The organism is Pseudomonas sp. NPDC086251, assembly GCF_044746405.1.
Lineage (GTDB): Bacteria > Pseudomonadota > Gammaproteobacteria > Pseudomonadales > Pseudomonadaceae > Aquipseudomonas.
Genome location: NZ_JBIVBY010000007.1, coordinates 65,713 through 86,515 on the forward strand (window position 1 = coordinate 65,713; position 20,803 = coordinate 86,515).

At 60.6% G+C, this 20,803-nt stretch carries 20 protein-coding genes; 13 read left to right on the plus strand and 7 right to left on the minus strand.

Annotation, left to right across the window (positions count from 1 at the left end; genetic code table 11):
• Positions 1-3: 3 nt before the first annotated feature.
• The gene (gene coaBC, locus ACIPL2_RS10700; RefSeq protein ID WP_401355854.1) at positions 4-1,212 is read right to left on the minus strand and encodes a bifunctional phosphopantothenoylcysteine decarboxylase/phosphopantothenate--cysteine ligase CoaBC; all 1,209 of its coding nucleotides are present in this window, start codon (positions 1,210-1,212) and stop codon (positions 4-6) included.
• 136 nt (positions 1,213-1,348) lie between these two features.
• Here coaBC and radC point away from each other — a divergent pair, with 136 nt between their 5' ends.
• Positions 1,349-2,023: a DNA repair protein RadC gene (gene radC, locus ACIPL2_RS10705; protein ID WP_401355856.1), complete on the plus strand. Its 675-nt coding sequence runs from the start codon at positions 1,349-1,351 to the stop codon at positions 2,021-2,023.
• A 134-nt stretch (positions 2,024-2,157) separates the two neighbouring features.
• Here radC and ACIPL2_RS10710 read toward each other — a convergent pair whose 3' ends face one another.
• Positions 2,158-3,744, minus strand: a complete 1,587-nt coding sequence (locus ACIPL2_RS10710) for an ABC transporter substrate-binding protein (RefSeq protein ID WP_401355858.1) — start codon at positions 3,742-3,744, stop codon at positions 2,158-2,160.
• Positions 3,745-4,189: 445 nt separating this feature from the next.
• Between ACIPL2_RS10710 and rpmB the strand changes: the two genes are divergently transcribed.
• Entirely contained in the window at positions 4,190-4,423 is a 234-nt protein-coding gene (gene rpmB, locus ACIPL2_RS10715) for a 50S ribosomal protein L28 (protein ID WP_007894701.1), read from the plus strand.
• Between the two features lie 11 nt (positions 4,424-4,434).
• The gene (rpmG, locus tag ACIPL2_RS10720) at positions 4,435-4,590 is read left to right on the plus strand and encodes a 50S ribosomal protein L33 (protein ID WP_007894709.1); all 156 of its coding nucleotides are present in this window, start codon (positions 4,435-4,437) and stop codon (positions 4,588-4,590) included.
• A 191-nt stretch (positions 4,591-4,781) separates the two neighbouring features.
• Here the strand turns inward: rpmG and ACIPL2_RS10725 are convergent, their stop codons facing one another.
• On the minus strand, positions 4,782-5,144 hold the full coding sequence (locus ACIPL2_RS10725; RefSeq protein ID WP_059403889.1) for a cupin domain-containing protein: 363 nt from the start codon (positions 5,142-5,144) through the stop codon (positions 4,782-4,784).
• Positions 5,145-5,383: 239 nt separating this feature from the next.
• Here ACIPL2_RS10725 and ACIPL2_RS10730 point away from each other — a divergent pair, with 239 nt between their 5' ends.
• Together ACIPL2_RS10730 and ACIPL2_RS10735 are read left to right on the plus strand one after the other, a co-directional pair.
• A complete protein-coding gene (locus tag ACIPL2_RS10730) occupies positions 5,384-6,877 on the plus strand; it encodes an aldehyde dehydrogenase (RefSeq protein WP_401355861.1) in 1,494 nt (497 codons plus the stop codon).
• A gap of 163 nt (positions 6,878-7,040) precedes the next feature.
• Entirely contained in the window at positions 7,041-8,183 is a 1,143-nt protein-coding gene (locus tag ACIPL2_RS10735) for an MFS transporter (protein ID WP_401355864.1), read from the plus strand.
• A 98-nt stretch (positions 8,184-8,281) separates the two neighbouring features.
• Here the strand turns inward: ACIPL2_RS10735 and ACIPL2_RS10740 are convergent, their stop codons facing one another.
• Positions 8,282-9,850 carry a phospholipase D family protein gene (locus ACIPL2_RS10740; protein ID WP_401355866.1) on the minus strand — a complete coding sequence of 523 codons (1,569 nt, stop codon included), beginning with the start codon at positions 9,848-9,850 and terminating at the stop codon, positions 8,282-8,284.
• Positions 9,851-9,910: 60 nt separating this feature from the next.
• Positions 9,911-11,344 carry a PLP-dependent aminotransferase family protein gene (locus ACIPL2_RS10745; RefSeq protein WP_401355869.1) on the minus strand — a complete coding sequence of 478 codons (1,434 nt, stop codon included), beginning with the start codon at positions 11,342-11,344 and terminating at the stop codon, positions 9,911-9,913.
• 179 nt (positions 11,345-11,523) lie between these two features.
• Between ACIPL2_RS10745 and ACIPL2_RS10750 the strand changes: the two genes are divergently transcribed.
• Positions 11,524-11,769 carry a DUF1127 domain-containing protein gene (locus ACIPL2_RS10750; protein ID WP_401355872.1) on the plus strand — a complete coding sequence of 82 codons (246 nt, stop codon included), beginning with the start codon at positions 11,524-11,526 and terminating at the stop codon, positions 11,767-11,769.
• A 118-nt stretch (positions 11,770-11,887) separates the two neighbouring features.
• Here the strand turns inward: ACIPL2_RS10750 and ACIPL2_RS10755 are convergent, their stop codons facing one another.
• Positions 11,888-13,180, minus strand: a complete 1,293-nt coding sequence (locus ACIPL2_RS10755) for an NAD(P)/FAD-dependent oxidoreductase (RefSeq protein ID WP_401355874.1) — start codon at positions 13,178-13,180, stop codon at positions 11,888-11,890.
• A gap of 147 nt (positions 13,181-13,327) precedes the next feature.
• Between ACIPL2_RS10755 and ACIPL2_RS10760 the strand changes: the two genes are divergently transcribed.
• Entirely contained in the window at positions 13,328-13,681 is a 354-nt protein-coding gene (locus ACIPL2_RS10760; RefSeq protein ID WP_007947437.1) for a YkgJ family cysteine cluster protein, read from the plus strand.
• A gap of 99 nt (positions 13,682-13,780) precedes the next feature.
• On the opposite strand, the gene ACIPL2_RS10765 is transcribed toward ACIPL2_RS10760, so the two are convergent.
• Positions 13,781-14,269 (minus strand): Lrp/AsnC ligand binding domain-containing protein, encoded by a 489-nt coding sequence (locus ACIPL2_RS10765; protein ID WP_003176896.1) that lies wholly within the window; start codon positions 14,267-14,269, stop codon positions 13,781-13,783.
• A gap of 157 nt (positions 14,270-14,426) precedes the next feature.
• On the opposite strand from ACIPL2_RS10765, the gene dadA reads away from it, so the two are divergent.
• The 6 genes from dadA to ACIPL2_RS10795 all read left to right on the plus strand — a co-directional run bounded on the left by dadA (position 14,427) and on the right by ACIPL2_RS10795 (position 20,694).
• Complete coding sequence (dadA, locus tag ACIPL2_RS10770; protein WP_401355878.1) at positions 14,427-15,731, plus strand: D-amino acid dehydrogenase; 1,305 nt, start codon at positions 14,427-14,429, stop codon at positions 15,729-15,731.
• Positions 15,703-16,056, plus strand: a complete 354-nt coding sequence (locus tag ACIPL2_RS10775) for a RidA family protein (protein ID WP_059403897.1) — start codon at positions 15,703-15,705, stop codon at positions 16,054-16,056. The genes dadA and ACIPL2_RS10775 overlap by 29 nt, the downstream gene beginning before the upstream one ends.
• Positions 16,057-16,151: 95 nt before the next feature.
• The gene (gene alr, locus ACIPL2_RS10780; RefSeq protein WP_401356151.1) at positions 16,152-17,225 is read left to right on the plus strand and encodes an alanine racemase; all 1,074 of its coding nucleotides are present in this window, start codon (positions 16,152-16,154) and stop codon (positions 17,223-17,225) included.
• A 126-nt stretch (positions 17,226-17,351) separates the two neighbouring features.
• Positions 17,352-17,900 (plus strand): cupin domain-containing protein, encoded by a 549-nt coding sequence (locus tag ACIPL2_RS10785; RefSeq protein WP_008150195.1) that lies wholly within the window; start codon positions 17,352-17,354, stop codon positions 17,898-17,900.
• 181 nt (positions 17,901-18,081) lie between these two features.
• Entirely contained in the window at positions 18,082-18,495 is a 414-nt protein-coding gene (locus ACIPL2_RS10790) for a c-type cytochrome (RefSeq protein ID WP_401355882.1), read from the plus strand.
• A gap of 276 nt (positions 18,496-18,771) precedes the next feature.
• Positions 18,772-20,694 carry an acetyl-CoA hydrolase/transferase C-terminal domain-containing protein gene (locus ACIPL2_RS10795; protein ID WP_401355883.1) on the plus strand — a complete coding sequence of 641 codons (1,923 nt, stop codon included), beginning with the start codon at positions 18,772-18,774 and terminating at the stop codon, positions 20,692-20,694.
• Positions 20,695-20,803: the final 109 nt, after the last annotated feature.

The window sequence follows — 20,803 nt, forward strand, 5'->3', positions numbered from 1 at the left end:
AAATTAAACCTGGTTCAGACGGTCGGCGATAAAAGTGATCAGCTGGCGAGCGATTTTGCTCTTGCTGGTCTGGGCGAAAAGTGTGGCGTGTAGCTGGCGGTCGATCACGCTGCAGGCGTTTTCTTCACTGTTGAAGCCAATACTCGGGTTGGCGACGTCGTTGGCGACGATCAAATCGAGGTTTTTGTCTTTCAACTTGCGGGCAGCGTAGTCGAGCAAGTGTTCGGTTTCGGCAGCGAAACCGACACTGAACGGACGGTCGGGGCGAGTGGCAATGGTGGCCAGGATGTCAGGGTTACGCACCATTTGTAGTAACAAGCCGTCGCCGTTCGTAGGGTCTTTCTTCAATTTCTGTGGGGCGACGACTTCGGGGCGGTAGTCCGCGACCGCGGCCGAGGCGATGAACAGGTCGCAGGGAATTGCGGCTTCACACGCGGCGAGCATGTCGCGGGCGCTGACCACGTCGATGCGGGTCACGCGATCCGGCGTCGGCAGGTGCACCGGGCCGGTGATCAGGGTCACGCGGGCGCCGGCTTCCACGGCGGCTTCGGCCAGGGCAAAGCCCATTTTGCCGGAGCTGTGGTTGGTGATGTAGCGCACCGGGTCGATGTTTTCCTGGGTCGGCCCCGCCGTGATCAGCACGTGTTTGCCGGTCAACGCCTGGCGCTGGAAGCAGTCCGCCGCGCACTGGGCGAGGTCGGTGGCTTCGAGCATGCGGCCCAGGCCGACGTCGCCGCAGGCCTGGCTGCCGGAGGCCGGGCCGAAGGCTTTGATGCCGCGGCTTTCGAGGGTTTGCAGGTTGGCCTGGGTCGCCGGGTCGCGCCACATGGCCTGGTTCATCGCCGGGGCAACGGCGACCACGGCGTCAGTGGCCAGCACCAGCGTGGTCAGCAGGTCGTCGGCAATGCCTTGGGCCAGACGGGCGATCAGGTCCGCGGTGGCGGGGGCGATCAGCACCAGGTCGGCCCATTTGGCCAGCTCGATGTGGCCCATCGCGGCTTCGGCCGCCGGGTCCAGCAGGTCCAGGTGCACAGGGTGCCCGGACAAGGCCTGCATGGTCAGCGGAGTAATGAACTCGGCGCCACCACGGGTCATGACCACGCGCACTTCGGCGCCCTGGTCCATCAGACGGCGAACCAGATCGGCGCTTTTGTAGGCAGCAATGCCGCCGCCGACGCCCAGAACGATGCGTTTCCGATACAGCCGCTGCATAGGTCTGCCTTTCATTTCGTTGATGACTGCAGGGCGATACCCCCTCCCCAGGGATGAAATCGCCCGCAAAAAAGATGGGCTACGATATCACAGCGACCGCTACGGAACAGCGGCGCCCACATTCCAGGGAGGTGCTATGAGTATTCGTGATTGGCCGGCGGCTGAGCGGCCGCGGGAGAAGCTTCTTGAACAGGGCCCGGCAAGTCTTTCCGACGCTGAGTTGCTGGCGATCTTTCTACGCACCGGCGTCTCCGGCAAAAGTGCGGTTGACCTGGCGCGACACCTGCTGCATCAGTTCGGCAGCCTGCGCACGTTGCTGGAGGCTGACCAACTGACGTTCAGCAAGCAATTGGGGCTAGGACCGGCAAAATTTGCCCAGTTGCAGGCCGTGCTGGAAATGGCTCGGCGGCATCTGGTCGAGCGGTTGCGGCGTGATTCGGTGATGGAGAGCCCGCTGGCGGTGCGCGACTACCTGAAAGCGATGCTGCGACATGAGGCGCATGAGGTCTTCGGTTGTCTGTTCCTGGACTCCAAGCATCGGGTGCTGGCGTTTGAAACGCTGTTTCGCGGCTCCATCGACAGCACCAGCGTGTACCCGCGGCAGGTGGTCAAGCGCGCCTTGGCCCACAACGCCGCCGCATTGATCCTCTGCCACAACCATCCATCAGGCAACACCGACCCCAGCCAGGCCGACCGAATGCTGACCAAGCGCCTGCAAGAGGCGCTGGACCTGATCGATGTGCGGGTGCTCGACCATTTTATCGTTGGGGACGGTGATCCGCTGTCCATGGCCGAGTATGGGTGGATGTAGCGGGAAGCACGGCAAACACAAATCCCCTGTGGGAGCGGGCTTGCTCGCGAAAGCGGTGTGTCAGGCACCATTGATGCGGCTGACACGCCCCCTTCGCGAGCAAGCCCGCTCCCACAGGTTTTGTGGTGATGCTGTTATTTGAGGTTGACCTTGGAGTAGTCCTGGCGGCCGAACGGGCTGACCGAGTAACCCTCAACATCCTTGCGTGTCAGCGCGAAGGCAGTCGGGTGCGCCAGCGGCAGCCACAGCGCCTGTTGCTGGATCTGCGCCTGGGCCTGTTCGTAGAGCTTGGTGCGCACGCCTTGCTCGCCGGTGGTTTTGCCGGCGCTGATCAGCTTGTCCAGGTCCTGATTGCAGTAACGGGCGAAGTTGGTCCCGGACTTGACCGCAGCGCAGGAAAATTGCGGCGTGAGGAAGTTGTCCGGGTCGCCGTTGTCGCCGGCCCAGCCCATGAACAGCAGGTCATGTTCGCCAGCCTTGGCACGGCGAATCAGCTCGCCCCATTCGATCACGCGAATCTCGGCCTGAATGCCGATTTCCGCCAGGTCGGACTGAAGCATTTGAGCGCTGAGGCTCGGATTCGGGTTCAGCAGGCTGCCGGATGGGCGGGTCCAGATGGTGGTTTTGAAACCGTCCTTGAGCCCGGCCTTGGCCATCAAGGCTTTGGCCTTTTCCACGTCATGCGGGTAGCCCGGCAAGCCTTTGGCGTAGCTCCAGGTGTTGGGCGGATACGGGCCGTTGGCGGGCTCGGCGGTGTCCTCGAACACGGCTTTGACGTAGTTGGCCTTGTCGAACGCAAGGTTGATCGCCTGGCGCACTTCCGGTTTATCCAGCGGTGGATGCTGGCTGTTGATGCCGACGAACGCCGTCATGAAGGCGTCAGTCTTTTCGACTTTCAGCGTCGGCTCTTTCAGCGCGGCCTGTACGTCCAGCGGCTTGGGCGACAGGGCGATCTGGCACTCGTTACGGCGCAATTTCTGCAACCGCACGTTGGCATCCGGCGTGATGGCGAAGATCAGCGGGTCCACCGAAGGCTTGCCACGGAAGTAATCCGGATTGGCCTTGTAGCGGATCGACGCATCTTTCTGGAAACGCGTGAAAATGAACGGGCCGCTGCCGATCGGCTGGCTGTTGAGCTTTTCCGGGGTGCCGGCCTTGAGCAGTTTGTCGGCGTATTCAGCCGAGTAGATCGAAGCAAAACCCATGCTCAGGGTCGCGAGGAAGGTCGAGTCCGGGTGATCGAGGGTGAAACGCACGGTGAGCGGGTCCAGTGCGTCGATCTTCTTGATCAAGGCCGGCAACTGCATCGACTGGGCGTGCGGGAAGCCGCTCTGGGCGACTTTGTGCCAAGGGTGCGCCGGGTCGAGCATGCGGTCGAAGCTGAATTTCACGTCTTCAGCGGTCAGCTCGCGGGTCGGGCTGAAGTATTCGGTGCGGTGGAATTTCACCTGCGGGTGCAGCTTGAACACATAAGTCAGGCCGTCCGGCGAGATCTCCCAGCTGTCCGCGAGGCTGGCGACCACTTTGCCGCTGGCGGTATCGAAATCCACCAGACGGTTCATTAGCACGTCGGCCGAGGCGTTGGTGGTGGTCAGCGAGTTGTATTGCACCACGTCAAACCCTTCCGGGCTGGCCTCGGTGCAGACGCTCAGGGCGGCGGCGAAAGCCTGTGGGCTCAGCAAAAGCGGGGCAAGCAACAACGGTAGGGCAGCGAGGCGCATGGTCGGATTCCTTTACAGATCGAAGGCCCATCTGCAAGTGCAGTCTGGAAAAGGCTTACCCTAGTGGGCTCTTTTGCAAATGACTATCCCCTTTTTCATTTTAAGGGGACTATGTGCGATTGTTTTCTGTGGGCGCTACCCGAGAAAACCCCGAATCAGCTTGTTGGCCGATTCTCTGCGACGAGCGGTCTGCATCGACGATAGCCTTTATCCAAGGCGCTCGAAGCCTGAAAAACGGGGTTTTTATCAACTTGGCGCACACGGAATGTTGTTGCTCTCTAGTCTTTCTGGTATAAAGCAGCGCTCTTTTCTAGGGGCCCGGTTCCTTCACTGTAGGTGTAGCCGGTAAGACCTCTAAAGAAACGCGGCGCCTGGCGCCAAATGACTGAGAGATTAAGCGGCCAACCCATGCCGGGTTGGGCATGTGGTTTTAGAGGGCTGAGGCATGTCGAGAGTCTGTCAAGTTACCGGTAAGGGTCCGGTGACTGGGAATAACATTTCCCACGCAAACAACAAAACCCGTCGTCGTTTCCTGCCGAACCTGCAGCATCACCGCTTCTGGGTTGAAGAAGAGAAACGTTTCGTGCGTCTGCGCGTATCTGCCAAAGGCATGCGTATCATCGACAAGCGTGGCATCACTGTCGTGCTGGCCGAAATCCGCAAAGCTGGCAAGATCTAAGGGAGCTAATCATGCGTGAATTGATTCGTTTGATTTCGAGCGCCGGTACTGGTCACTTCTACACTACCGACAAGAACAAGCGTACTACCCCGGACAAAATCGAGATCAAGAAATTTGATCCGGTTGTTCGCAAGCACGTGATCTACAAGGAAGGCAAAATCAAGTAATTGATTTTTCCGACTGATGAAAAAGGCCCGTATCGCGAGATACGGGCCTTTTTTGTTGCCTGCAGATTGTGCAGTGCCTGTTAGTGCCCCTTCGCGGGCAAGCCTCGCTCCTACAGGGGGTTGGTGGCGTTCACAAAACCTGTAGGAGCGAGGCTTGCCCGCGAAGAGGCCGGCCCGGCTAACACAAATCCTCAAGCCTTCTGTTCAAACGCCACATAGATCTTGCGGCACGTCTCCAGCACTTCCCACGTGCCCCGGAACCCGGCCGGGATGACGAAGCGGTCCCCCGCGCGAACGGTCTTGCTGTTGCCGTCGTTGTCGCGCAGCACGGACACGCCCTGAACGATTTCGCAGTATTCATGCTCGGTGAAGTTCACCAGCCATTGGCCGACTGCACCTTCCCAAACGCCGGCGTTCAACTGGCCGCAAGGGCTGTTGTAGTGGTTGTACACTACTTGCTCGGGGTCGCCCTTGAGGACTTTCGCCTGGTCTGGCCGATAGCGATCGGGCTGGGTGGTGGCCTGGCTGAAGTCGACGACATCCTGGATATTCATTTTGTTGTAATCCCCCGTGATTGCGGCGCGATGGCTGAAAAGACCCAAAGTCTATGTTTATTAAAATGAACACTGCAAGGCCGTTTGCCGACCTTGTGTCAAATATATTGAAACAACCCCGGCCACTGGTTTAGGGTGGCAGGTGCCTTGGGCCGATAAGCAGGCTGGCCGGGCAGAATTCCTGAGACCGCCCGCGAAGACCGCGGGGCGCTCGTATTCAACAAGAGGAGGACACTCGTATGACCACCCTGACTCGTGCCGATTGGGAACAACGGGCTCTCGATCTGAAGATCGAAGGCCGTGCCTACATCAATGGCGAATACACCGATGCCGTCTCCAGCGAGACCTTCGAGTGCATCAGCCCGGTCGATGGCCGTCTGCTGGGCAAGATCGCCAGCTGTGACGCCGCCGACGCCCAGCGCGCTGTTGAAAACGCCCGCACCACGTTCAATTCCGGCGTCTGGTCGCGCCTGGCGCCAACCAAGCGCAAAGCCACCATGATTCGCTTCGCCGGCCTGCTGAAACAGCACGCCGAAGAACTGGCCCTGCTTGAAACCCTGGACATGGGCAAGCCGATCAGCGATTCCCTGTACATCGACGTTCCCGGCGCGGCGCAAGCCCTGAGCTGGAGCGGCGAAGCCATCGACAAGATCTACGACGAGGTGGCTGCTACCCCGCACGATCAGCTAGGTCTGGTGACCCGCGAGCCGGTCGGTGTCGTCGGCGCCATCGTGCCGTGGAACTTCCCGTTGATGATGGCCTGCTGGAAACTCGGCCCGGCGCTGTCCACCGGTAACTCGGTGATCCTCAAGCCGTCGGAAAAATCGCCGCTGACCGCCATCCGCATCGCTGCGCTGGCCGTGGAAGCCGGCATTCCGAAAGGCGTGCTGAACGTGCTGCCGGGCTACGGCCACACCGTGGGCAAGGCTTTGGCCCTGCACAATGACGTGGACACCTTGGTGTTCACCGGTTCGACCAAGATCGCCAAGCAACTGCTGATTTACTCCGGCGAATCGAACATGAAGCGCGTCTGGCTCGAAGCCGGCGGCAAGAGCCCGAACATCGTGTTCGCCGATGCGCCGGACCTTCAAGCGGCCGCTGAAGCAGCTGCCGGTGCCATTGCCTTCAACCAGGGCGAAGTCTGCACCGCCGGTTCGCGTCTGCTGGTCGAGCGTTCGATCAAGGACAAATTCCTGCCGTTGGTGATCGAGGCGCTGAAAACCTGGAAGCCGGGCAACCCGCTGGACCCGGCGACCAACGTCGGCGCGCTGGTGGACACCCAGCAGATGAACACCGTGCTGTCCTACATCGAATCCGGCCACACCGACGGCGCCAAACTGGTGGCGGGCGGCAAGCGCATTCTTCAGGAAACCGGTGGCACCTACGTTGAGCCAACGATTTTCGACGGCGTGAGCAACGCGATGAAAATCGCTCAGGAAGAAATCTTCGGCCCGGTGTTGTCGGTGATCACGTTCGACACGGCCGAAGAGGCCGTTGCGATCGCCAACGACACGCCTTACGGCCTCGCCGCAGCGGTGTGGACGCAGGACATCTCCAAGGCTCACCTGACCGCCAAGGCACTGCGTGCCGGTAGCGTTTGGGTCAACCAATACGACGGTGGCGACATGACTGCGCCGTTCGGTGGCTTCAAGCAGTCCGGTAACGGCCGCGACAAGTCGCTGCACGCGTTCGACAAGTACACCGAGCTGAAGGCGACCTGGATCAAGTTGTAAGTCGGTTTCCCTAACGACGTAGATCCCCTGTGGGAGCGGGCTTGCCCGCGAAGGCGCCGTGACAGCCAACGATGATGTTGGATGTGATGGCCTCTTCGCGGGCAAGCCCGCTCCCACATTTGTTTTGTGTCGTCTGAAAATAATATCCACAGGAGCGTGGAACATGCGTTGGGCGACTTATTTCGCCGTGTTGGCGTCTGTCTTGAGTGTCGGCCTGGCCTTGGGTGTCAGCATGCCGCTGGTGTCGTTTCGCCTGGAGGGCTGGGGGTATGGCTCGTTCGCCATCGGCGTGATGGCGGCGATGCCGGCCATTGGCGTCCTGCTCGGTGCGAAGATTTCCAGCCATCTGGCGGCGCGTCTCGGCACGGCCAACTTGATGCGCCTGTGCCTGTGGGCCGGAGCCGTGTCCATCGGCTTGCTGGCGCTGTTGCCGAGCTATCCAATCTGGTTGGTACTGCGGCTGATGATCGGGGTGATCCTGACGCTGGTCTTTATTCTCGGCGAAAGCTGGATCAACCAACTGGTGGTCGAGCAATGGCGCGGGCGACTGGTGGCGCTGTATGGCAGCAGCTATGCGCTGAGTCAGTTGGCCGGGCCCTTGCTGCTGGGGGCATTGGGCACTGAGCACGATTACGGATTCTGGGTCGGCGTCGGTTTGCTGATGACCGCACCGCTCCTGTTGCTGGGCCGCAGCGGCGCGCCCACCAGTGAGGCCAGCAGCGTCACTTTCGGCGACTTGCTGATCTTCTGCCGTGGCCTGCCGGCGATTGCCTGGGCGGTGTCGCTGTTTGCGGCGTTTGAAGCGATGATCCTGACCTTGCTGCCGGTGTATTGCCTGCGTCAGGGCTTCACCACGGAAATTGCCTTGGCGATGGTCAGCACTGTGGTGGTCGGTGACGCGCTGCTGCAATTGCCGATCGGCGCGCTGGCGGATCGTTTGTCGCGGCGCACCTTGTTTACCGGGTGCGCGGTGATCTTGCTGCTGTCGAGTCTGGCGATTCCGCTGTTGATCGACACATTGCTGATCTGGCCGTTGTGGGTGCTGTTCGGCGCCAGTGCCGGTGGTTTGTTTACCTTGTCGCTGATTTTGATCGGCGAGCGTTATCGCGACGATGCGCTGGTGCGGGCCAATGCGCATATCGCGCAGTTGTGGGGGATTGGTTGTCTGGTCGGGCCGCTGGCGGCCGGGGCGGGCAGCCAGTGGATCAGCGGGCATGCGTTGCCGCTGCTGATGGCGGCCGGGGCGTTTGGCCTGGTGATTTTGCTGTCGCGCCAGGGAGCGTTCGGCGCTGTGCAACCGGCATAGATCAGAAGATCGCAGCCTCGTTTCACTCGACAGCTCCTACAGGGGGAGCGCGTTCTCTGTAGGAGCTGTCGAGTGAAACGAGGCTGCGATCTTTTGATCTACAACATCCGTTCCAATCCCACGGTGGTGCTCATCCACGCATTGAAGCGCCGCCACCAGCTCGCCGGTTCTTTGGTGAGGGTGTGCAGTTTGCCGTCATCTTCGGTCACCCAGACGATCTGCCCGTTTTCCAGTTTCGCCTGGTAACTCAGGGGTGGCGCCATGCCCTGCAAGGCCAGCTCGCGGACGTGCCCGGCGAGTTCCGGGCTGTCCACCAGCACCCCGACTTCGGTGTTCCACAGCACCGAACGCGGGTCGAAGTTGAACGAGCCGATGAAGGATTTCTGCTGGTCGAAGATCATTGCCTTGCTGTGCAGGCTGGAATCGGAACCTTGAGACGATTTGCTCGCAAACAAATGCGGTCCGCTGCCACCGCCTTCACCGGGCTGGCGGCGCAATTCGAACAACTTCACGCCATGCTCCAGCAGCGCCTTGCGATACGGCGCGTAACCGCCATGCACCGCCGGTACGTCGGTGGCTTCCAGTGAGTTGGTGAGCAAACTCACCGACACCCCGGCATCGGCGCGCCCGGTCAGGTACACCAGCCCCGGTGGGCCGGGTACGAAGTAGGCCGAGATCATGATCAGCTCTTTGCTAACGCCATTGAGCTCGGGCGCCAATTGCGTGGTCAGCAGCAATTGCGGGTCAGGCTCGCCGTCGGACAGCACCTTGCTCGGGGCGTCCCATAACGCCTGGTTCCAGGCCCAGATCAGCTCACGGCGCCACACATCAAGGCGCGGGTGAGTGGCGTAGGTCATCAGTTGCTGATAGAGCGCGTGATTCTGTTTGCGCGTCTCCTCGAGCGATTCCTCCAACCGGGTCCGGGTGTTTTGCAGGTCCTTGGCGGTCGGTTTGCTCGAGAGGAATTCGTCGATCGGCTTGCTCAGGGCGCTGTTCCAGTACTGGTCGAAACTGTGGCCCAGCTGCTCGGCAACCGGACCAACGCTGAGCATGTCGATGTCGGTGAAATTCAGATTGGGCTCGGCATCGAAATACTCGTCCCCCAGATTGCGTCCGCCGACGATGGCCACACTGTTGTCGGCCAGCCACAGCTTGTTGTGCATGCGCCGGTGTTGCAGCGACAGGTTGAACAGCCGCCCCATGGTTCGCGTCACGCCGGTGCTGCGGCCTAAATGCAGCGGGTTGAACAGGCGGATCTGGATCTGCGGATGCGCGGCCAGGGTGGCGATGATCCAGTCCAGGCCATCGCTGGTGGTGTCGTCGAGCAGGATGCGCACGCGCACACCACGGTCGGCCGCCTTGAGCAGTTCCTCCACCAGCATCCGCGTGCTGATGCCGTCATGGACGATGTAGTACTGCAAGTCGAGGCTGCTTTGCGCGTTACGGATCAGTTCGGCACGGGCGGTGAAGGCTTCGGTGCTGTTGGACAGCAAGCGAAATCCGGACTGCCCCTCATGGGGCGCGGCCTGAGCCTGGATCGAACGGCCGAATGCCGAATCACTGGCGGGCAGTGCCTGGCTCGGTTCGCGCTGAACGTCGAAGCTGGCGCAACCGCTCAGGAGCGAGGCGAGAAGCAGAAAAGCGAGCAGGGGCTGTCTGACTCTCACGTGGGATCGTTCCGTTTGGCGGCTGGGGTCGGCATATGGACGCTGGTTTCCCGAGAAAGGTCAGTCGGTAATGCTGTCAGTTTCCGCCAGCAGTTTGATGGCCAAGGCACCGACCTTGCGCACCGCTTCTTCAATCTGCGGTGTTGGCTTGGCAGCGTAGTTCATCCGCAGGCAATTGCGGTACTTGCCGGAGGCGGAAAAGATGCTGCCGACGGCAATCTGTACGCCCTGGTCGTGCAAGGCCCGATTCAGTTTCAGCGTGTCGAAGCCTTCCGGCAGTTCGACCCACAGCATGAAGCTGCCTTGCGGGCGACTGGCGCGGGTGCCGGCCGGGAAATAGCGGCTGACCCAATCGATCATCATGTCGCGATTGCGTTGGTATTGGGTGCGCATCCGCCGCAAATGCGGTTCGAAGTGCCCGGCCTTGAGGAACTCCGCAATTGCGATCTGTGGTTGCGGCGCCGTAGAGCCGGTGCTGATGTATTTCATGTGCAGCACCCGTTCCAGGTACCGGCCCGGTGCAACCCAGCCGATACGCAGCCCCGGCGCGAGGGTCTTGGAAAATGAACTGCAGAGCAGGACGCGACCGTCCTCGTCAAAGGACTTGATCGTGCGTGGACGCGGGTAGGTGTAGGCCAGCTCGCCATACACATCGTCTTCGATGATCGCCACGTCGAACCGCTGTGCCAGCGTCAACAACGCGCGTTTGCGCGACTCCGGCATGATGTAGCCCAGCGGGTTGTTGCAGTTGGGGGTCAACTGTATGGCCTTGATCGGCCACTGTTCCAATGCCAGTTCCAGGGCGTCGAGGCTGATGCCGGTCAGCGGGTCGGTGGGGATTTCCAGGGCCTTCATGCCCAGACCCTTGAGGGTCTGCATGGCGCCGTGAAAGCTTGGCGAATCCACGGCCACAATGTCCCCCGGCTCGCAGATCGCGCGGATGCTGGTGGACAACGCTTCATGGCAACCGGTGGTGACCACCAGGTCGCTGGCGTTCAACTGGCAGCCGGAATCGAGCATCAGGCGAGCGATCTGTTCACGCAGTTCGAGGGTGCCGTGGATGTTGTCGTAATACAGGCCGGGCATGTCTTGCCGTCGGCTGATGCGTGCAAGATTGCGCAGCAGTGGTTTCATGGTCGGCGTGGTGATGTCCGGCATGCCCCGACCCAGTTGCACCACATCCTTGCGCGGCACGGCGCGGATCAATTCCAGCACCTGTTCCCACTGGGAAATATCCACTGGGCGCTGCGCGGGACGGCCAATCGCCGGCAGCTCCGGCAGTTCCCGGCTGACGGGTACGAAGTAGCCCGACTTGGGTTTAGGCATTGCCAGCCCGCTGTCTTCCAGCATCCGATAGGCCTGCTGCACCGTGCTCAGGCTGACCCCGTGCTCGACACTCAACGCCCGCACCGACGGCAGCCGGTCACCGGGGCGATAGAAGCCCTGTTCGATACGCGTGCCCAGCAGTTCGGCGAGGTTGACGTAAAGGGTCATGGTGCAGTCTCGGTGTGGGTGATTCGGTTAACCAGTACAGATCGGGCTGAAAATCGCGATTCAGAGGGTGAAGCGCGAAATCTGTATGGAATTAATACTGCTGCGTTGAATCTGTAACGCTTTTTGTCGTCCACGCATCATGAAAGCTCTGGCTACCCAAGTAAACAGGAGCAATCAAAATGAACGGCTTGAGCGATGTGCGGCTGACGTTACGCAGTCAGGAACTGGCGGCAGGGCAAAACAACGGTACGCGCGAGGCGGTCATGCGCAACGCGCCGTCCGGCCTGGGTCGCTGGGGTCTGTTCTGGCATCGTCTGCACACGCGCAAGGCGTTGTTGAGCCTGACGCCAGAGCAGCTCAGGGATGTCGGGTTGAGCAGGGAGCAGGCGCGGGAGGAAGGGTTGAAGCCGTTCTGGCGGATTTGATTTTATGTGGTGATCGTTAGATCCATTCGCGGGCAAGCCTCGCTCCTACAAGGACACCGCAATCCCTGTAGGAGCGAGGCTTGCCCGCGAAGGCGTCCTCAATAACGCCACAAATCCATCAGACCAACTCCTTCAACCGATGCCACAACATCCCCAACGCCAACAACGGCGAGCGCAAATGCTTGCCGCCCGGGAACGTGATGTGCGGCACCTTGGCAAACAGATCGAAACCGCCACTCTGCTGCCCACTGATCGCTTCAGCCAGCAGCTTCCCCGCCAGGTGCGTGGCATTCACGCCATGACCGGAATACGCCTGGGCGTAATACACATTCGGCTGGTCCTTTAACCGACCGATCTGCGGCAGGCGATTGGCACCGATGCCGATCATCCCGCCCCATTGATAGTCGATCTTCACGTCGGCCAGTTGCGGAAAAACCTCGAGCATCTTCGGGCGCATGTAAGCCGCAATGTCATGCGGGTCGCGGCCTGAATAGTGGCAGGCGCCGCCAAACAGCAAGCGCCGATCCGCCGAGAGCCGGTAGTAATCCAGCGCCACCCGTTGATCGCAGACCGCCATGTTTTGCGGCAGCAAGGCATGCGCCAATTCTTCACTCAACGGCTCGGTGGCGATGATGTAGCTGCCGGCGGGCAGCACTTTGCCGCTAAGTTCGGGGTTTAGCTCATTGAGGTAGGCGTTGCAGCCGAGCACCAGCGTCTTGGCGCGGACCGAGCCTTGCGCGGTATGAACCCTGACCTCGGGGCCGTAATCGATGCGGGTCACCGCCGACTGTTCGAACAGCTTCACGCCCAGTTGCTGTGCGGCGGCCGCTTCGCCAAGGGCCAGGTTCAGCGGGTGCAAATGCCCCGAGCCCATGTCGATCAAGCCGCCGACGTAGCGGTCGGAACCCACCACGGAGTGCATTTCATTGGCTTGCAGCAGACGGGTTTCGTAGCGGTAACCGAGGCCGCGCAATTCTTCGGCGTCTTCGGCGAAACCTTCCAGGTCTCGCGGTTTGTTGGCGAGGTCGCAGTAACCCCAGGTCAGGTCGCAAGGGATCTGAAAACGCTCAACCCGCTGTCGGACGATTTCCACCGCTTCCAGGCCCATGAGTTTCATCTGACGCACGCCTTCCGTACCGATGACGTTGGCGAACTGATCGAGGCCATGACCGACGCCACGAATCAATTGCCCGCCGTTGCGGCCACTGGCGCCCCAGCCGATCTTGCGGGCTTCGAGCAACACCACGCTGAGACCGCGTTCGGCCAGTTCCAGCGCCGTGTTCAACCCCGAAAACCCACCACCGACCACGCACACATCGGCCACCTGTTCTCCGGCGAGCACCGGATGATCGGGCTGCGGCAGGCTGCTGGCGGCGTAATAGGAGGCAGTGTGCTGGGCACGGGCATTCATGCGCGTCATCCTGATTCTTGTGTCTAGAAAATTTGACGGAGCATAAGCCGGACCTTCGCAGGCGGGCAACACTGGTCGGTTGGTGCTGTCTGGATCGGGGCTTTTGCGTCAGAATCCCGCTCTAGTCCGCTTTTGGTTACCGTTTCGATGAGCTGCAACAGTCAGAAAATTCGTACGCTTCGGCAGCAGATTCCCTCGTTCGAGTGCGTACCCGGCTGCCATGACTGCTGCGGGCCGGTGACCACCTCGCCGGAAGAAATGTCCCGTCTGCCGCGCAAGACCCGCGCCGAGCAGGACGCGGCGATGGATGAGCTCAATTGCGTACACCTTGGGCCCAACGGCTGCACCGTGTATGACGAGCGACCGCTGATTTGCCGGTTGTTCGGCACCACCAAGACCTTGCCATGCCCCAATGGGCGCGGGCCGGTGGAGTTGATACATCCGCGAGTCGAGAAGCAGATTCATGAATACATGGCTTCTACTCGACAGGTGCTGGTTTAGGTGTCGCCAGTTAAAGATCGCAGCCTCGTTTTACTCGACAGCTCCTACAGGCAACCGCGCGCCTCATAGGAGCTGCCGAAGGCTGCGATCTTTTGATCTTCAATCCGGAATCGGCAGATTCAAGCTCTCTTTCACCTCTTCCATCACGATGTAGCTCTTGGATTCGCGCACATGCGGCAACTTGAGCAGGATGTCGCCCAGCAGCTTGCGGTACGAGGCCATCTCGGAAATCCGCGCCTTTACCAGATAGTCGAAATCCCCTGACACCAAATGGCACTCCAGCACGTGGGGCAGTTTCAGCACCGCGCGTCGGAACTCCTCGAAAGTATCGCCGGATTTGTAGTCGAGGCTGATCTCGACGAACACCAGGAGACTGCCCTTGAGGTGCTGCGGATTGAGCCGCGCGTTGTAGCCCATGATGATCCCTTCGCGCTCCAGGCGCCGGACCCGCTCGGTACACGGCGTGGTCGAGAGCCCGACCTTTTCCCCCAGCTCGGTAAAGGAAATGCGCCCGTCCGTTTGCAGGATCCGCAGGATGTTGCGATCGATCTTGTCCAGCTCACGTTTGGTCTGAGTGTTGGTACGCATAGGGGATGCGCCTCCGTGAAAAGGGTTTTTGCCGAGAATTGTCGCCAAATATAGGCACTTATATAGTGAAAAGCACTGCCTAATCTTTTTTACACTGCGCACATCAATGCTCGACAACTACGAACGTCAGCGGCACGCCGCGATGAGGGATATGAAAATGCGCGTTATGGTCTTGGGTAGCGGCGTCATCGGTACCGCCAGTGCTTATTATCTGGCCCGTGCCGGGTTTGAAGTGGTGGTGGTGGACCGTCAGCCGGCCGCTGCCATGGAGACCAGTTTCGCCAACGCTGGCCAGGTGTCGCCAGGTTATGCCTCGCCGTGGGCCGCGCCGGGCGTGCCGCTCAAAGCTATCAAGTGGCTGTTGCAGCGCCACGCACCGCTGGCGATCAAAGCCACCGCCGACATCGACCAGTACCTGTGGATGGCGCAAATGCTGCGCAACTGCACCGCCAGCCGTTATGCGGTGAACAAGGAACGCATGGTCCGTCTGTCCGAGTACAGCCGTGACTGCCTCGACGAATTGCGCGCGGAAACCGGCATTGCCTACGAAGGCCGTAGCCTCGGTACTACACAACTGTTCCGCACCCAGGCTCAACTCGACGGCGCTGCCAAAGACATTGCGGTCCTGAAAGAGTCCGGCGTGCCGTTCGAACTGCTCGACCGCGCCGGCATTGCCCGCGTTGAGCCAGCCCTGGCCAGCGTCACCGACATCCTCGCCGGTGCCCTGCGCCTGCCGAACGACCAGACCGGCGATTGCCAGATCTTCACCACCCGCCTGGCCGAAATGGCTGTGAAGCTGGGTGTGGAATTCCGCTTCGGCCAGGACATTCAGCAACTCGACTACGCCGGTGATCGCATCAACGGTGTATGGATCGACGGCAAGTTGGAAACCGCCGACCGCTACGTGCTGGCACTAGGCAGCTACTCGCCGCAATTGCTCAAGCCGCTGGGCATCCGTGCCCCGGTGTATCCACTCAAGGGTTACTCCCTGACCGTGCCTATCACCAACCCGGCGATGGCCCCGACGTCGACTATTCTCGACGAGACCTACAAGGTCGCGATCACCCGTTTCGACAACCGCATCCGCGTCGGCGGCATGGCTGAGATAGCCGGTTTTGACCTGTCACTGAACCCGCGTCGGCGCGAAACCCTGGAGATGATCGTCAACGACCTTTATCCTCAGGGCGGCGATCTGGCCCAGGCCAGTTTCTGGACCGGTCTGCGTCCGACCACGCCAGACGGCACGCCGATCGTTGGCGCCACGCCGTTCAAGAACCTGTTTTTGAACACCGGTCACGGCACGCTGGGCTGGACCATGGCGTGCGGCTCCGGTCGTTTGCTGGCTGACCTGATGGCGAAGAAAACGCCGCAAATCAGCGCCGAAGGTCTCGATATTTCTCGTTATGGCAACAAAACCCAGGAGTCCGCAAAACATGTCAATCCAGCGCCAGCTCACCAATGAGCGCATGAGCCAGATCGTCGTTAACAACGGCACCGTGTATCTGGCAGGGCAGGTCGGCGACGATATGAACGCCGGGATTGAACAGCAGACCCGTGAAACCCTCGCCAACATCGAGCGTTTGCTCGATCTGGCCGGGACCGACAAGAGCCGTTTGCTGTCGGTGACGATTTACTTGAAAGACATTGATGCGCACTTCGAAGGCATGAACGCGGTGTGGGACAAGTGGCTGCCAAAAGGCGTCGCACCCGCTCGCGCCACGGTTGAATCGAAGTTGTGCGAACCGGAAATCCTGGTTGAGCTCTCGGTTGTAGCCGCTCTGCCATAAGCCTGTCAGAAAGATCCCTCTCCCGGTGCGCCTGGCGGTTCACGCCGTCAGCCAGCACCGGTTTTTTCCCAATGACCGACCAGAAGTCTGCCGCCATGCGTCCTGCCCGTGCCCTGATCGACCTTCAAGCCCTGCGTCACAACTACCAGATCGCCCGTGAAATCACCGGAGCCAAGGCGCTCGCAGTGATCAAGGCCGATGCTTACGGCCATGGCGCGGTGCGTGTCGCCCAGACGCTGGAAGCTGAAGCAGACGGGTTCGCCGTGGCCTGCATCGAAGAAGCGCTGGAGCTGCGTGCCGCGGGTATTCGTGCGCCGGTGTTGTTGCTGGAAGGTTTTTTCGAGGCCGACGAGCTGTCGCTGATCGTCGAGCATGATTTCTGGTGCGTGGTGCATTCGCTGTGGCAGCTTGAAGCCATCGAGAAAGCCGCACTGAGCAAGCCGATTACGGTCTGGCTAAAGCTCGACTCGGGCATGCACCGGGTCGGCCTGCACCCCAAGGATTACCAGGCGGGCTATCAACGCCTGCTGGCCAGCGGCAAGGTCGCGAAGATCGTGCTGATGAGCCACTTCGCCAGCGCTGACGAACTGCACAGTCAAGCGAGTACCGAGCAGGTCGCGGTGTTCGAAGCGGCGCGTCAGGGTTTGTCGGCTGAGATCAGTTTGCGCAACTCGCCAGCCGTACTCGGCTGGCCGCACATTCCAAGCGACTGGGTTCGCCCCGGGATCATGTTGTACGGCGCGACGCCCTTCGAAGAAGCCAATAGCGTGGCGTCCCGCCTGCAACCGGTGATGACCCTGGAATCGAAAGTGATTTGCGTGCGTGAACTGCCGGCCGGCGAGCCGATCGGTTACGGCGCCAAATTCATCACCCAAAAGCCGATGCGCGTGGGTGTTGTGGCGCTGGGTTATGCCGATGGCTACCCGCGTCACGCACCGACCGGCACGCCCGTGATGGTTGCCGGGCAGCGCAGTCAGTTGATCGGCCGGGTGTCGATGGACATGCTGTGCATCGATTTGACCGATGTGCCGCAAGCCGGCCTCGGTTCGACCGTCGAATTGTGGGGCAAGAATGTCCTCGCCAGCACCGTGGCGGAGGCTGCCGACACGATTCCTTACCAGATCTTCTGCAACCTGCGTCGGGTGCCGCTGCTCTATTCCGGGGCTTGACCCGAAAGGCTGTGCACCGGAAGTCGCCTCGCCGAACAGGATTCAGGCCAAAGTGTTGTAAATACTGAACGCTGTCGCCATGATAACGCTCAATATTCCTACAACCTGAATCCTGGAGGCGCAAGCTTGGACGTCGGTGAACGACTGCAATCCATCCGAAAGCTCAAAGGTCTTTCGCAGCGTGAACTCGCCAAACGCGCGGGCGTCACCAACAGCACCATTTCGATGATCGAGAAGAACAGCGTCAGCCCCTCGATCAGTTCGCTGCGCAAGGTTCTGGGCGGGATTCCCATGTCCATGGTCGAGTTCTTTTCCGAAGAAATCCTCCAGGAAAAACCGACTCAGATCGTCTACAAAGCCAACGAGCTGATCGATATTTCCGATGGCGCAGTGACCATGAAACTGGTCGGTCGGGCTCATCCGAGCCGGGCCATCGCGTTCCTCAATGAAATCTATCCGCCTGGCGCCGATACCGGTGACGAGATGCTCACCCACGAGGGCGAGGAAACCGGGATTCTGCTCGAAGGACGACTGGAGTTGGTGGTCGGGCTTGAAACTTTTGTGCTCGAAGCCGGCGACAGCTACTACTTTGAAAGTACCAAGCCGCATCGCTTCCGCAATCCGTTCGATGCGCCGGCGCGACTAATCAGCGCAGCCACACCCGCGAATTTCTAAGAGAAGAGGTGCCGCGCCAGTATTGCGGAGGCGCCCGGGCAGTTTTTCCGCCGTTGATAAGACCCCTTCGACTTTGGGGTTGTTTCAGAGTGGCGGGCTTACCGCTATACTTGCGCCCGCCTGCGAACCGTGGCCGTAGGCGTGACTAGCCACCATTGAGGGTGAACGCGTGAACCTAATTATGAAAATGCTGGCTGCACCAGCAACCGTATTGGCCCTTTGGGCAGTGAGCGCACAAGCAGCAACCAACGACGATATCGCGAAACGCCTTGAGCCAGTCGGCCAGGTCTGTGTTCAGGGTCAAGAGTGCAAGGGTATGGAAGTCGCTGCTTCGGCAGGCGGCGGTGGGGCCAAGACCCCGGACGAAGTGATTGCTAAACATTGCAACGCTTGCCACGGCACCGGCCTGTTGGGCGCGCCGAAAATCGGTGACGCCGCCGCTTGGGGTGAACGCTCGAAGAAAGAAGGTGGTGTTGACGGCCTGCTCGCGAAGGCGATCTCGGGTATCAACTCCATGCCGCCAAAAGGCACTTGCGCCGATTGCAAAGACGAAGAGCTCAAAGGCGCCATCGAGAAGATGTCCGGCCTGAAATAAGCCTTTCTCTTCAGCAAAAAAAGCCGCTTACGAGCGGCTTTTTTGTGCCCGCGGATCCGCGGACCCCTTGATTTCTGTAGGAGCGAGCTTGCTCGCGAAGAATTCGAAGACGCCGCGGAGTGTCAGGTTCGCCGCGTTATCGTTGACGTCCATCGCGAGCAAGCTCGCTCCTACAGGGGGGCGGTTTGAGTGTTTGGTTTTTTGAGGCTGTTCTTTGCAGCAAAGACCCGGCAAGCTCGGTCCAACCCCAATTCACGGAATGTAAGGGAGGATCAGATGGTGCAGCTGTGTTCTATCGAGCAAGCGGTCGATGACGTTTTGGCACGGTTGCCAGCGCATATCCACATGGGCCTGCCCTTGGGCCTGGGCAAACCCAACCCGTTCGTCAACGCGCTGTATCAGCGGGTTGCACAACTGCCGGAGCGGCAACTGACGATCTACACCGCCCTGTGCCTTGGCCGCCCGTCCTTGGGCGACGGTTTGCAAAAGCGCTTTCTCGAACCCTTCATCGAGCGGGTGTTCGGCGATTATCCAGAACTGGATTTCCTCGCTGACCTGCATCGCGACAGCGTGCCGTCGAACATCCATGTGCAGCAATTCTTCATGCTGCCCGGCAGCTTGCTCCACAGCGCACAGGCCCAGCAGGACTACATCAGCAGCAACTACAGCCACGCCGCCCGCGACATCAATGCCGCCGGTTTGAACCTGGTCGCGCAACTGGTGGCCAGCCATGGCGAACATCCCGATCGCCTGAGCCTGAGCTGCAACCCGGACATCACCCTCGACCTGTTGCCGATGATCGCCAAACGCCGGGCGGCGGGGGAGACGGTTTTGCTGGTGGGCCAGGTACACAACGATTTGCCCTACATGCCGGGAGACGCGGAAGTCGGCATGGATACCTTCGACCTGCTGATCGACGAGAAGGACAACACCACGCTGTTCTCCACGCCGAACATGCCGGTGGGTTTCCAGGATCACTTCATCGGCCTGCACGCCAGCACGCTGGTACGCGATGGCGGCACCTTGCAGATCGGCATCGGCGCCATGGGCGATGCGCTGACCGCTGCGTTGCTGGCTCGCCAGGCTGACAATGGCGGTTACAAGGCCTTGCTGGCCGACGTGAATCTCAGCCAGTGGGCGCAATTGATCGACCGCGAAGGTGGTCTCGAGCCGTTCGCCAAAGGCCTCTACGGTTGCAGCGAAATGTTCGTCAACGGCTTGCTGGTGCTGGCCGATGCCGGGATTGTGCGGCGCAAGGTCTACCCGGACGTGCCGACCCAGCAGCAAGCGAATGCCGGCACCCTTGATGAGGCCGCGCAGACTGATGGCATCTCGGTGCATGGCGGTTTCTTCCTCGGGCCGCGCAGTTTCTATGAGCGCTTGCGCGAGTTGCCGCAGGGCAAACGGCTCGAATTCAACATGACCCGCATCAGCTACATCAACGAGCTTTACGGTCAGGAAGAACTCAAACGCTTGCAGCGCCTCGACGCGCGCTTCATCAACACCGCGTTCACCGTGACCCTGCTCGGCGCCGGCGTGGCCGATCAGCTGGAAGACGGACGCGTGCTCAGCGGCGTCGGTGGGCAGTACAACTTTGTGGTTCAGGGGCACGCGCTGGAAGGCGCGCGTTCGGTGTTGCTGCTGCGCAGCTGGCGCGAAGCGGGCGGTGAGGTCAGTTCGAACATTGTCTGGGAGTACGGCCACTGCACGATCCCACGGCACCTGCGCGACATCGTGGTCACCGAGTACGGCATCGCCGACCTGCGCGGCAAGACCGATGCGGCGGTGATCGAGGCGTTGCTGAACATCAGCGATGCACGCTTCCAGCCGGGGCTGATCGAGCAGGCACAGAACGTGGGCAAATTACCGAAAAACTTCCGCATCGATCCACGCTTTGCCGACAACCACCCGCAGCGTCTGCAAGCCATTCAGGCGCAGCATCCGAACCTGTTCCCGGAGTATCCGCTGGGCTGTGATTTCACCGAGGTGGAGCGCGATCTGTTGCGAGCGCTGAACTGGTTGAAGAGCAAATTCAAACTCACCGAGATTCTGGAATTGGGCAAGGCTGCACTGGATGCGCCAGAGCCCGCAGCGTTTCCCGAACATCTGGAGCGCATGCAGCTGACCAACCCGGAAGGGTTGAAAGAGGATTTGTTTCAGCGGTTACTGCTTACAGGCCTCAAGGCTACCACGCAATAACCGTCAACCGAGATCAAATGTGGGAGCGGGGGGGGGGGGGGGGGGGGGGGGGGGGGGGGGTAATTTTTTTTGGAGGACAAGACCCACGGCGGGGCCCCCCCCCCCCCCA

What these genes read in the sequence shown, in the direction of transcription:
- coaBC (WP_401355854.1), bottom strand. Translation starts at nt 1,212, where the DNA reads ATGCAGCGGCTGTATCGGAAACGCATCGTTCTGGGCGTCGGCGGCGGC.
- radC (WP_401355856.1), top strand. Translation starts at nt 1,349, where the DNA reads ATGAGTATTCGTGATTGGCCGGCGGCTGAGCGGCCGCGGGAGAAGCTT.
- ACIPL2_RS10710 (WP_401355858.1), bottom strand. Translation starts at nt 3,744, where the DNA reads ATGCGCCTCGCTGCCCTACCGTTGTTGCTTGCCCCGCTTTTGCTGAGC.
- rpmB (WP_007894701.1), top strand. Translation starts at nt 4,190, where the DNA reads ATGTCGAGAGTCTGTCAAGTTACCGGTAAGGGTCCGGTGACTGGGAAT.
- rpmG (WP_007894709.1), top strand. Translation starts at nt 4,435, where the DNA reads ATGCGTGAATTGATTCGTTTGATTTCGAGCGCCGGTACTGGTCACTTC.
- ACIPL2_RS10725 (WP_059403889.1), bottom strand. Translation starts at nt 5,144, where the DNA reads ATGAATATCCAGGATGTCGTCGACTTCAGCCAGGCCACCACCCAGCCC.
- ACIPL2_RS10730 (WP_401355861.1), top strand. Translation starts at nt 5,384, where the DNA reads ATGACCACCCTGACTCGTGCCGATTGGGAACAACGGGCTCTCGATCTG.
- ACIPL2_RS10735 (WP_401355864.1), top strand. Translation starts at nt 7,041, where the DNA reads ATGCGTTGGGCGACTTATTTCGCCGTGTTGGCGTCTGTCTTGAGTGTC.
- ACIPL2_RS10745 (WP_401355869.1), bottom strand. Translation starts at nt 11,344, where the DNA reads ATGACCCTTTACGTCAACCTCGCCGAACTGCTGGGCACGCGTATCGAA.
- ACIPL2_RS10750 (WP_401355872.1), top strand. Translation starts at nt 11,524, where the DNA reads ATGAACGGCTTGAGCGATGTGCGGCTGACGTTACGCAGTCAGGAACTG.
- ACIPL2_RS10755 (WP_401355874.1), bottom strand. Translation starts at nt 13,180, where the DNA reads ATGAATGCCCGTGCCCAGCACACTGCCTCCTATTACGCCGCCAGCAGC.
- ACIPL2_RS10760 (WP_007947437.1), top strand. Translation starts at nt 13,328, where the DNA reads ATGAGCTGCAACAGTCAGAAAATTCGTACGCTTCGGCAGCAGATTCCC.
- ACIPL2_RS10765 (WP_003176896.1), bottom strand. Translation starts at nt 14,269, where the DNA reads ATGCGTACCAACACTCAGACCAAACGTGAGCTGGACAAGATCGATCGC.
- dadA (WP_401355878.1), top strand. Translation starts at nt 14,427, where the DNA reads ATGCGCGTTATGGTCTTGGGTAGCGGCGTCATCGGTACCGCCAGTGCT.
- ACIPL2_RS10775 (WP_059403897.1), top strand. Translation starts at nt 15,703, where the DNA reads ATGTCAATCCAGCGCCAGCTCACCAATGAGCGCATGAGCCAGATCGTC.
- alr (WP_401356151.1), top strand. Translation starts at nt 16,152, where the DNA reads ATGCGTCCTGCCCGTGCCCTGATCGACCTTCAAGCCCTGCGTCACAAC.
- ACIPL2_RS10790 (WP_401355882.1), top strand. Translation starts at nt 18,082, where the DNA reads ATGAAAATGCTGGCTGCACCAGCAACCGTATTGGCCCTTTGGGCAGTG.
- ACIPL2_RS10795 (WP_401355883.1), top strand. Translation starts at nt 18,772, where the DNA reads ATGGTGCAGCTGTGTTCTATCGAGCAAGCGGTCGATGACGTTTTGGCA.